Genomic DNA, 10,676 nt, shown 5'->3' on the forward strand with positions numbered 1-10,676 from the left:
TTCGTTTCTATCAGGTTTTCAAAGATCGTCCCGCTGTTTGTTTCACAAACAGCTTTTTCATCATACGTTTCGCTTCCCCGTTTTGTTTTTCACATCGGCTCAGCTTGTATACTATATCATGAATATTTCTATCTGTCAACTATTTTATTTTGATTTCTCAAAAGATTTTAAATGACAGTTCGTTAAAGAAGAAGTTCCTCAACGTGTTCCTATCATACCTTGTTCGGCTTGATCTGTCAATTATAATTTTGAATTTTTTTCGTTTTTTTTCGATTACAGTTTAGAGGATAAAAACGTTCGTTTTTAGTATAATGCGTTTTTCGTTTTTTGAAAACAAAGATGCTTTTTTATTTTTTCTATGACGGTTATAATGGAGTTATGAATCAAATAATAATCAAAAATCAAATGAAAACGCTCTGGGATCCTTCGATTCCCGTTCTTTCCAATTTATGTAATTTGACGGCTTTGCTCCACGACGAGTTGGAGCATTTAAACTGGGTCGGTTTTTATTTTGTCGACATCGAGCAAAACTGCTGCTTTCTCGGTCCCTTTCAAGGCCGCCTGGCCTGCACCCGGATTCCAATCGGGCAAGGAGTCGTTGGCACTTGCGCAGCCCGAAAGAAAAGCATGAACATTCCCGATGTCCATGCTTTTCCAGGCCATATCGCTTGCGATAGCGCCAGCAACAGCGAATTTGTCGCCCCCGTTTTTAAAAACGATGCGCTTTTCGCCGTTCTCGATGTAGATTCCGATCAGTTCGGACGCTTCGGCCCGGAAGAAGAATCCATTTTTTTGGAAGCGGCGGCGTTGATTTCCGGACATTTGTCCAACGCAAAATAGGAAATCTCATATCCCTCTCCCGCCTCTTTGCAAATTTCTTTTTCGTTTAAAACCGCCTGGATCTTGGAAAAGGACGGCTGGTTCATCAAAAAGGTATGAACCTCTTTTTCCCGTCCTCTTTTTTTATACGCTCGAAGCATAAACACTTCCTCGTCCTCTTTTTTTCGGCACAAGGCGTAAAACACGCAGTTTTCCATTAAACTTTTATCGAATGAAAGCACGCCCAGCTTTTTGTTTTTCAAGCCCTCAAAAACTGAATCCAGTGAAATCGGATAGTTATTTTTTTGTTTCAGCCAGGACTCCTCGTGTCTGCCAAGAAAAACGAAACTATACACGGGATGGCTCGAGCGCGCGCTTTCCGGATTTCGAAGCATTTGATTCGCGAACGAATCCTGACTTTGGCTGATTTTTTTATCAAACCCTAAAATGCTTTCCCGGATTTCCTCCCAGCACGGATACTCGTACCGGTAAATGCCTTCCGTGGAAGGATCGAGCGTATCGAACGTAAACGACGGCGCGATGATGCAGCCCTGATTTCCCAGCATTTCCTTCAACACCTCGATAACCATTTGCTCGCCTCCCGCGATATACGACTCCAGCGATCCGTTCGTTTCCACTAAAACGAGCATTCCTTTTTGGATTCCAAACGATTTGAATATTTTTAACAAATTTTCTCTTGTCAGCATGCTTTTCACCATCTCTATTCTTTTTTCCATTATACACGAAACCGCCCAAAGAAAAAGAGAGGCTCACCTCTCTACTTTCTCAATACGGCATGACATTCTTTTTCCAACGCCTCCAAAATCGAATCGAATACTTGATTCATTTGCGCGTCCGTCAGCGTCTGACGACTGGATTGGAACGTAATGGAAATCGCGACGGATTTTTCATTTTCAGCGACATGCTCGCCTTCATAAATATCGAACACTTCGACATTTTTCAAAATCGTTTCTTTTGTTTGCGGATCTCTTCCGTGGCGTTTGATCGTTTCCATGATCTTTTTCGCAGGCAGCGAACGTTCCACCACAAAAGCCAGATCGCGTGAAACCGAAGGATATCTTGAAATCGCGCTAAATTTCACTTTTGATTTTTTCACCTGCAAAATCGCGTCCAAATCCAGCTCCGCGATACAAAGCCGTTTGACGTCGTTTGCCTTCGCGTACACTGGATGGATCTCGCCTAAAAGACCAACCATTTTTTTACCAAGGTACAGTTCCGCCGAACGATACGGGTGGAAATGCGTCGTGTCTTTCGTGTTTGGCTTCAGCAAAATGGTGTTCGCGTTCACACCGATCTTCTCCAAATACGCCTCGATCAAACCTTTCAGCGTGTAGAAATCCGCCGGCACGCTTTCGTGGAGCCATCTCGTTTGCTCCAATACGCCATCGAGCACTACCGCCAAATGATTTTGCGTGCCTTCCCGGGAAGACAATTCGCTAATTTCAAATAGCGCGGTGTTTTTGTTGCCATGCGCCTCGTTGTATGCCGCCACGCCAATCAAAGACGGCAAAATGCTCGTTCGAACCCAGCGGCGCTCTTCCGACATTGGCGAAGCCAGTTCGATCGCCTCGCCACACGCCAGCACGGCGTCGTCTTTTTTGGCAGTACTAATCAATGTGTACGTCACGCACTGCTGAAGCCCCTGGTCGCAAAACAGGTTTTCAGTCATGCGGATCAAAGACTGCTTTTTGTTGAGCTTTCCTTCTGTCATCGGCATATACGGCAAAGTCGAAGGCAGCCGGTCGTATCCCAAAATCCGAATGACTTCCTCGCTTAAATCCGCCATGCCTTCCATATCGGTTCGATGGCTTGGAATCGTCACCGTGATGACGCCATCCTGCACGATTGGCGCGAACAGCAGCCGGTCGAATACGGACACGATTTCCTCACAAGAGAAATCCGTTCCAAGCCGGTTGTTGATTTCTTCCGCCGTGCAAGACAAAACCGTTTGCGGGTCGCGAAGTTCCCCGCATTGTACCGTTTCACCGATTTCTTTGGCGTCCGCGTACTGAATCAAAAGCTGGACGGCCCGATCCATCGCTTTTTTCGGCGCCATCGGTTCGATTCCCCGCTGATAACGCAAAGAAGACTCCGTTGACAAATTCAGCCGCCGGGCCGTGTTTCGAATGGAAACGTGATCGAACGACGCGCATTCGATGATCAGTCCCCGCGTCGAATCCAAAATTTTCGAGTCGTCGCCACCCATGATTCCCGCGATGCCAATCGGCTTTCCTTCGTTGGTGATCACGATATCTTCCGGCAGCAAATGATACGTTTCCCCATCCAATGCGACATAGTCTTCGTCAAAGCCGTTTTTCACCGTGATTTCCTGGTTGCGGATGGCGTCAATATCGTAAAAATGCATAGGCTGGCCGGTTTCCAGCATCACAATATTGGAAATGTCCACGACGTTGTTTATGGAATGCATCCCCGCCGCTTGCAGCAGCTCTTTCATCCAGCGCGGCGATTCTTTGATTGTGATCGAGCCAATCACCTTCCCTAAAAAGAGCGGGCATTGCTCGGTTTCCGATTCGATTTTCAAATCGGTGTCTTTGCCGCAAACCGACGCGTTCTCAAAATTCGGCAAAACGACTTCGCGATCCAAAATCGCTCCGACTTCCATGCCTAAATTGAACTGGGCCTGGCAGTCGCTTCGATTTGGCGTCAGTCCAATTTCGAAAATCTCGTCGTCGTATCCTAAATATCCCAATGGATCGGTATGGCCGACTGGCGCGTCCGCTGGCAGCACTTCGATGCCTGCCTTTTGTTCTTCCGTAAGCAAATGCGGATCAACACCCAGCTCAAACAACGCGCAAATCATTCCATTGGACTCGACATTGCGAATCATTCCTTTTTTGATTTCGCCCCCAGGCAGTCTGGCTCCCGCTTTGGCTACGATGACTTTTTGTCCGGCGGCCACATTGGGCGCGCCGCACACGATTTGAAGCGTTTCATCCCCTACATGGACGGTCGTTACATTCAAATGATCGGAATCGGGATGAGGCTGGCATGTCAGCACTTCGCCAATGACTAAATTGGAACCGGAAGACATTGGTTCGCAGCCTTCGACTTCCAATCCGGCCGCCGTGATTTTATCCGCCAGCTCCTGCATCGTCAAATCGTCGATGTCCACGTACTGGCTCAGCCATTTTCTTGATGTTCTCATATCCTCTTCTCCTTATTCGTATCGTTTGAACTGGTCGTTGAATCGCTGATCGTTCGTATAGAAATGCCGGATATCGTCAATACCGTATTTGAGCATGGCCACCCGCTCGATACCAACGCCAAACGCGAATCCATTGCACACATTCGGATCGTATCCAGCCATTTTCAAGACGTTTGGATGCACTTCGCCCGCGCCTAAAATCTCGATCCAGCCCGTTCCTTTGCATGTCGGGCATCCCTTTCCGCCGCAAATGTGACACGTGACATCGACTTCCACGCTCGGTTCCGTGAATGGAAAATAGCTTGGTCGGAACCGGATCTTCTTATCTTCCCCGAACAGTTTTTTCGCCATAAACTCCAGCGTTCCCTTCAAATCCGAAAGCGTCACGCGCTCGCCGATCACAAGCCCTTCCATTTGCATGAACTGGTGCGAGTGGGTGGCGTCGTCGTCGTCGCGCCGATACACCTTTCCCGGACAAACCACTTTGATTGGCAACAAGGGCGCGCTTTCTTCCAAAACCGCCATCTGGATGGCCGTGGTATGCGTCCGCAGCAGCCATTCCGGGTCGATATAAAGCGAATCCTGCATCGCGCGGGCCGGGTGGTCCTTTGGAATGTTGGCCCTCTCAAAGCAATATTCGTCGTTGACGATGTCGTTTCCTTCAATGATTTGATAGCCGAGGCCGACAAACAAGTCTTCCAGCTCCTCCTGTACGATGCGCAGCGGATGCTTGTTGCCCATCTGAAACGAACGGCCCGGCAAGGTGATGTCGATTTTTTCGCTTTCGATTTTTTTATCCATCTCGATTTGCTCAAGTTCCGCTTTCCGGTTTTCGATCGCCTGCCCCACCTCTTGTTTCAAGACGTTCACAGCCGCGCCAAACGCCGGTTTTTCCTCTTTCGGAAGAGACTTCATTTCTTTCATCAGCGCCTGGATTGCGCCTTTTTTTCCAAGATACTTGATTCGTTTCTCGTTCAGCTCGCTGAGCGAATTCGCGTTTGCGATGCTTTCAAACGCTTCGTTTTGAATAGTTTTGATCTGTTCCATGCTGTTCCTTTCCATTAAAAAAAGACGTCTCAGGAACGAATATAATCCGCGGTACCATCCTGATTCGTCTAACGCACTTACTTTGTCATGATAACCGTATGACACGGAAGAGGATTAACTCTTAGCTCCAAGGTGAATTCTCCACGTCTTCCTATATGGTTTTTCTCAGCCGGCAAACCATTCTCTGTTTAGGGACTCGTGAATACTATGTCTTATCAGCGCTTTATTAGGCAAATTATACAAAAATTGAAATAGAATCGCAAGATTTGATTTTTGTTTCATGCTAAAATCAAGACATGGAAACAATTCAATCAACATCAAATCAAACAATCAAAAACCTTGCGAAACTCCATCAAAAAAAATACCGCGACCAAAGCGGCGAGTATTTGATCGAAGGCGAGCATCTAATCAAGGAAGCGATGCAGGCCCGGGTTTTAAAACACGTCTACTCGCTCGAGCCCTTCGAGTGCGGCTGTCCAAACACCCTATGCTCGCAAGCCGTTCTCAACAAGTTGTCCGCGCAAAATTCGGACGCGCGACTGGTTGGCGTGTGCGAGAAAAAAGAACCCGACATCCACGACAAGGAACGGATTCTCGTCTTAAACGACGTGCAGGACCCCGGCAACCTGGGCACGCTGCTGCGCAGCGCCTACGCGTTTGGCTTTCCCTCCGTCGTGCTGTCGCCCGGATGCGCGGACGTGTACAATCCCAAAACGATCCAGTCCTCGCAAGGCGCCCTCTTCCACGTCCACGTTGAAAAAGCGGACATCGAACCGTGGATCCTTGAAGCCAGGTCCGGCGGCTATACCGTATACGCCACCGCGCTACAGGCGTATTCCATCTTTTTAAGCGAGATCCGGTTTCCACAAAAATTCGCTCTTGTGCTTGGCAATGAAGGCACGGGACTGCCCCAAACGACCATCGCGCTTTGCGACGCGTGCATCAAAATCGAAATGAGCGCCTTTGAATCGTTGAATGTCGCCATCGCGGGCTCGATTTGCATGTACGAGGCGCTCGTTCAGCGCTCCAAATAAAAAACGTCGATTGACGTTTTTTATTTTGCCCGATTCGGCTTTTCCAGCACTTGAACGCCGTCTTTGGTCGCCACAATCGCCTTGTCCACAACCCCGGTAAACAGCGATGTGTCCACAACGCCGCACAAGCCAAGAATTTGCCGGTTGGTTTCGATTGGATCCGCCACATTGCTGAAATCGACGTCGATCACGATGTTTCCTTGATCCGTGATGACAAAGCCGTCCTTCTCCTGCGGCTGGCGCGCCGCGGCATGCAGTCCCATTTCGAACAGCTGACCGAGCACGTAGCTGAACGCCTCTTTCATGACTTCGATGGTGAGCGGATGGTCGAAAACGAGCTGCTGGCGCAGTTTGGTTTCATCGGCCAAAATCACAAACGTGTCCGCCATGGCGGCGATTATTTTTTCCTGAGTGTGAATCGCGCCCAGCGATTTCAAACAATTCAAATCCGGGTCGATTTCGTTGCAGCCATCAAACGCCACATCCACCCGTGGGCAAAGCCATGTCGGAACGACTTCGATTTCGTGGCGCGCCGCGAGCAGCGCGGTTTGTGTCGATGGCGTGACGACTTGCACCCGCAAATCGCTCATATGGATGAATTCAATCAAATACCGGATCGTTTCTCCGCCGCCCAGGCCAATCGTCATTCCTTCGCGAATCATTCCGAAGGCCGCTTCCGCACATTTTCTTTTCATGGTCGTACCTCGCTTTTTGTTTTCTTAACGCCAGTGTACCATAGCCCGCAAAAAAAAGCCGTGCCTTCACACAGCTTTCTTTCAAACGTTATTGAATCGGCTTGACGTAAATGTTGTTGACGCGATCCGGTCCGACGGAAATCATAGATACCGGTACGCCGACAAACGACTCGATGAAGTCGATGTAGTCGATGCACGCTTGCGGCAGATCCTCTTTTTTCTCGACTTTGGTAATATCCTCGCTCCAGCCGGCAAATTCCTTGTACACCGGTTTGGCGCGGGCGACATCCGCCTGGTCGCTCGGCACAAAGTCCAGCACCTCGCCGTCGATTTCATACCCGACGCACACTTTCAACGTTTCCAGTCCGGTCAGGACGTCGATTTTCGTCAGGACGATATCCGTCAGTCCGTTGAGCATGTTGGCGTGCTTGACCACAACAAGATCCAGCCAGCCGCAGCGGCGCGGACGGCCTGTCGTGGCGCCGTATTCATGCCCGTTTTCCTGAATCCACTTGCCTTGCTCGTCTTCAAGCTCGGTCACGAACGGCCCTTCGCCGACCCGGGTCGAGTACGCTTTCACGACGCCGACCACCGTGTCGATGCGCGACGGGGCGACACCGGCGCCCGTTGTGACACCCGCGCTCGTTGGCGATGAAGAAGTAACATAAGGATACGTTCCGTAGTTGATGTCGAGCATGCACGCTTGCGCGCCTTCGAACAAGACGTTTTTTCCTTCGTCGATGGCTTTGTTGACGATTGAAGTCGTTTCTTTAATCATCGGGATGATCCGGTCGTAGATTTTTTCAAAATCATGGATCATCTGCTCCTTGTCCATCGGCTTGGCGCCATAGACATTCACGAACAGTTTATTTTTAAAGTCCAGGCACGAGGACAGTCTCTTTTTAAAATGCTCGAAATCTTTCAATTCATGATAACGGATTCCATGGCGCGCGAGCTTGTCGGCGTAGCATGGCCCGATTCCCTTTTTCGTCGTTCCGATTTTATTGACGGCGGCTTCTTCCTCCAGAACATCCTGATAACAATGATACGGCATCAAAATATGCGCCCGATCCGAGATTACGATGTGATCCGTCTTCAATCCGCTTTTTTCCAGCTGTTCCATTTCTTCAAGGAGGACGAATGGATTACACACGACACCCGGACCAATGATGCAGGCGCCATCTTCGTGAAGCACGCCGCTAGGCAGCAGGTGCAGCACGTGTTTCTTTCCATCCACGATGACGGTATGTCCGGCGTTGTCTCCCCCTTGAAACCGGACGACCATATCTGCGTTTTCCGCGAGAACATCGACGATTTTTCCTTTTCCTTCGTCACCCCACTGTGTTCCCACCACGATTTGGCTAGACATAATAAATCACTCCTTCATTCATCTTAACACGAAAAAATTATACCATAGCCCCTAGGGTGGCGCCACAACAATCGAGAACTGTCCACCGCTTCGCGAATCATGCTATAATGCACAATGAACCAAAGAAAGGAGCACAAAACTATGGCTTTAGACGGCTTGCTGCTGCGCACCATCACCGATCAGCTCCACGTGCTTGAAGGCGGAAAGATCGGAAAAATTCAAAATCTAAGCGACGAGGAAATCCTCTTCCACATCCATACGCTTGCAAACGGCAACCAGCGTCTTGTGATCAACGTCCACTCCAACACAAACCGGATCTACATTCACGACCACGCGGTGAACGCCGTTCCCTCTCCGTCGAATTTCGTCATGTTTTTACGCAAATACGTGTCGCAAGGCATCATTACCCGCATCTCGCAAATCGACTTCGACCGCATCGTCCGCATCGACATCAAGGGCCACAATGAGCTTGGCGACACGAAAAATCTGACGTTGTACGCCGAGCTCATGGGAAAATACGCCAACTTGATTCTGGTCAGCGAGGAGCAGACGATCATGGACGTCCTCAAACGGATCCCTGTTTTTGAAAACTCGAAACGGCTGATCCACCCTGGCGCCCGCTATGGACTGCCCCCGAAGGAAAACCGGTTCGATCCTACCCAAATAAACGGCGACTCGCTCAACCTCGATTTGCCGCTCACAAAACAAGTCGAAGGAATTTCACCGCTTCTGGCGCACGAAATCGCCTACCGCATGCACCAGGGCGAGCGGTTCGAGGCGATCATCGACGCCTTGCTTCATTCCGACACCCTTTACGTATACGATGAAAAACATTTTCACGCCCTGCCCCTCCTTCATTTGGAAAAAGAAGGCAAAGCGTACGCACTCATGGATGGTTTGGATCATTTGTACGAGCAAAGCGAAGCGAAGACCCGCATTCGCGAGCAATGCGGCGACGTGTTCCGCACGGTCCGGAAAGAAAAAATCAAGCATGAAAAAAAACTGCCTAAGCTGCAAAAGAGCCTGGAGGAGGCGCTGGATTTGGAAAAGTACCGCACATATGGCGACTTGCTGTTTGCGTACATGTTCCAAATCGAGAAAAAGAGCGTTGTCGAGCTGGAGGATTTTGAAACCGGAAAAACCGTTCGGATCCCGATCGACATGCGTTTCGACTTGAAAACAAACGCCAACAAGTACTATCAAAAATACCACAAGATGAAACGGGCCATCGCCATTCTGGAAGCCCAAATCAGCCAGTGCGAGGAAGACATCGCGTACTTCGGGCAGCTGGAACAGCAGCTGGAGCACTGCGCGCCGGCGGACGCGCTCGAGATTCGCGAAGAGCTTGTGAAAAACCGCTACCTGCTTCCGCAAAAAAACGCTGGCGGACGAAGAAAAAAAGCGAAAAATCCGCATGTTCTCCATTTGCATGTCGATGGCGCGGATATTTTCGTTGGCAAAAACAACATCCAAAACAACTACATCACGCACCATCTGGCTCGAAAGACCGACACGTGGTTCCATGTCAAAGACTACCATGGCTCCCACGTGCTGCTCAAATGCGACGAGCCGGACGAAAGACGGATCCGCATGTGCGCCCAGCTGGCCACCTACTTTTCCAAGGGCCGCCAGTCCAGCAGCGTGCCGGTCGACTACACAACCATCTCACAGCTCAAAAAGGTACCGGGATCCAAAATCGGTTTCGTGACGATGAAAAGCTACAAGACGATTTATATTGATCCGGATTTCGAGGAAATTGAATCGTGGATCCGGGATTTCGCGCGGAAATAATTTTTTCAGAATAATTTCAGTTTTCTGTGCTATGATCAAAAAAATAAGGGGGATCAAGTATGCACAACGATTTATGGGTTGCGTACGAGTTTGCGGCTTCGATGGCGCCCTGGCTGGCATGGCTCGCCTTCCAGCGCCGACGCAATCTTCCCATCACGAACCCAACGTACTATTTGCTCGTGACGTTCGCCGTGTATGTGATCGCGGTGTTCCACTTTACGCAGGCCGGCACGCTGTACGATTTGCTCAATCCTGCGTTTGTCTGGGAGACGAATTCCATCAACTGGCATCCTTTTTCAACCGGGATCAGCGCCGTTGGATATTTGCTGAATGTCGCGCTCTTCGTTCCGTTTGGATTTCTCGTTCCCTGGCTCTGGCGAAAAATGGATCGCTGGATCCTCGTCGTCCCGGCTGGAACGCTGTTTTCGCTTTTTATCGAATTGTCGCAATTATTCAACGATCGCATTACCGATGTCGACGATTTGATCATGAACACGCTGGGCGTCGCGATCGGATACGCCTTGTTTTGCGGCTGGCGCGCGCTTCGCGGCCGTCTTGGCAAGCCTCTTCCGGTTTTTACCTTGCCGACACGAACGCTGGTGTCTTCTATTCTCATTTTGTATTTTGGACGGTTCCTCTTTTTTGACGAAACGTTCATTTCATAAAAAAAACGGGTTTCCCCAATGTCATTTAGTTAAGAAATGGCAGTCTTAGAGGATACATTTTAAAGTGTA

The 10,676-nt window shown here is 49.6% G+C and carries 9 protein-coding genes; 4 read left to right on the forward strand and 5 right to left on the reverse strand.

Annotation, left to right across the window (positions count from 1 at the left end; all coding sequences use genetic code 11):
• Window positions 1-378: 378 nt before the first annotated feature.
• Window positions 379-840, forward strand: coding sequence for a GAF domain-containing protein (locus tag E5336_RS12040; RefSeq protein ID WP_135981351.1), 462 nt, complete (start codon window positions 379-381; stop codon window positions 838-840).
• Here E5336_RS12040 and E5336_RS12045 read toward each other — a convergent pair.
• The 3 genes from E5336_RS12045 to pheS form a co-directional block, all read right to left on the reverse strand.
• Complete coding sequence (locus E5336_RS12045) at window positions 753-1,526, reverse strand: AAC(3) family N-acetyltransferase (RefSeq protein ID WP_168353669.1); 774 nt, start codon at window positions 1,524-1,526, stop codon at window positions 753-755. The two genes, E5336_RS12040 and E5336_RS12045, sit on opposite strands and share 88 nt — an antisense overlap.
• Window positions 1,527-1,597: 71 nt before the next feature.
• Window positions 1,598-4,006, reverse strand: a complete 2,409-nt coding sequence (pheT, locus tag E5336_RS12050) for a phenylalanine--tRNA ligase subunit beta (RefSeq protein WP_135981353.1) — start codon at window positions 4,004-4,006, stop codon at window positions 1,598-1,600.
• 12 nt (window positions 4,007-4,018) lie between these two features.
• The gene (gene pheS, locus E5336_RS12055) at window positions 4,019-5,053 is read right to left on the reverse strand and encodes a phenylalanine--tRNA ligase subunit alpha (RefSeq protein WP_135981354.1); all 1,035 of its coding nucleotides are present in this window, start codon (window positions 5,051-5,053) and stop codon (window positions 4,019-4,021) included.
• Between the two features lie 296 nt (window positions 5,054-5,349).
• Here pheS and E5336_RS12060 point away from each other — a divergent pair, with 296 nt between their 5' ends.
• Window positions 5,350-6,087, forward strand: coding sequence for a TrmH family RNA methyltransferase (locus E5336_RS12060; RefSeq protein ID WP_135981355.1), 738 nt, complete (start codon window positions 5,350-5,352; stop codon window positions 6,085-6,087).
• Between the two features lie 20 nt (window positions 6,088-6,107).
• Here the strand turns inward: E5336_RS12060 and rpiA are convergent, their stop codons facing one another.
• Together rpiA and E5336_RS12070 are read right to left on the reverse strand one after the other, a co-directional pair.
• The gene (gene rpiA / locus E5336_RS12065) at window positions 6,108-6,782 is read right to left on the reverse strand and encodes a ribose 5-phosphate isomerase A (protein WP_135981356.1); all 675 of its coding nucleotides are present in this window, start codon (window positions 6,780-6,782) and stop codon (window positions 6,108-6,110) included.
• A gap of 88 nt (window positions 6,783-6,870) precedes the next feature.
• On the reverse strand, window positions 6,871-8,151 hold the full coding sequence (locus tag E5336_RS12070; RefSeq protein ID WP_135981357.1) for an adenylosuccinate synthase: 1,281 nt from the start codon (window positions 8,149-8,151) through the stop codon (window positions 6,871-6,873).
• Between the two features lie 141 nt (window positions 8,152-8,292).
• Here E5336_RS12070 and E5336_RS12075 point away from each other — a divergent pair, with 141 nt between their 5' ends.
• A complete protein-coding gene (locus E5336_RS12075; protein WP_135981358.1) occupies window positions 8,293-9,942 on the forward strand; it encodes an Rqc2 family fibronectin-binding protein in 1,650 nt (549 codons plus the stop codon).
• 59 nt (window positions 9,943-10,001) lie between these two features.
• On the forward strand, window positions 10,002-10,607 hold the full coding sequence (locus E5336_RS12080; RefSeq protein ID WP_135981359.1) for a VanZ family protein: 606 nt from the start codon (window positions 10,002-10,004) through the stop codon (window positions 10,605-10,607).
• The last annotated feature ends 69 nt before the right edge of the window (window positions 10,608-10,676 follow it).

It is taken from the genome of Dubosiella muris, assembly GCF_004793885.1.
Classification (GTDB): Bacteria; Bacillota_I; Bacilli_A; order Erysipelotrichales; family Erysipelotrichaceae; genus Dubosiella; species Dubosiella muris.

What these genes read in the sequence shown, in the direction of transcription:
- E5336_RS12040 (WP_135981351.1), top strand. Translation starts at nt 379, where the DNA reads ATGAATCAAATAATAATCAAAAATCAAATGAAAACGCTCTGGGATCCT.
- E5336_RS12075 (WP_135981358.1), top strand. Translation starts at nt 8,293, where the DNA reads ATGGCTTTAGACGGCTTGCTGCTGCGCACCATCACCGATCAGCTCCAC.
- E5336_RS12060 (WP_135981355.1), top strand. Translation starts at nt 5,350, where the DNA reads ATGGAAACAATTCAATCAACATCAAATCAAACAATCAAAAACCTTGCG.
- pheS (WP_135981354.1), bottom strand. Translation starts at nt 5,053, where the DNA reads ATGGAACAGATCAAAACTATTCAAAACGAAGCGTTTGAAAGCATCGCA.
- E5336_RS12045 (WP_168353669.1), bottom strand. Translation starts at nt 1,526, where the DNA reads ATGCTGACAAGAGAAAATTTGTTAAAAATATTCAAATCGTTTGGAATC.
- pheT (WP_135981353.1), bottom strand. Translation starts at nt 4,006, where the DNA reads ATGAGAACATCAAGAAAATGGCTGAGCCAGTACGTGGACATCGACGAT.
- rpiA (WP_135981356.1), bottom strand. Translation starts at nt 6,782, where the DNA reads ATGAAAAGAAAATGTGCGGAAGCGGCCTTCGGAATGATTCGCGAAGGA.
- E5336_RS12080 (WP_135981359.1), top strand. Translation starts at nt 10,002, where the DNA reads ATGCACAACGATTTATGGGTTGCGTACGAGTTTGCGGCTTCGATGGCG.
- E5336_RS12070 (WP_135981357.1), bottom strand. Translation starts at nt 8,151, where the DNA reads ATGTCTAGCCAAATCGTGGTGGGAACACAGTGGGGTGACGAAGGAAAA.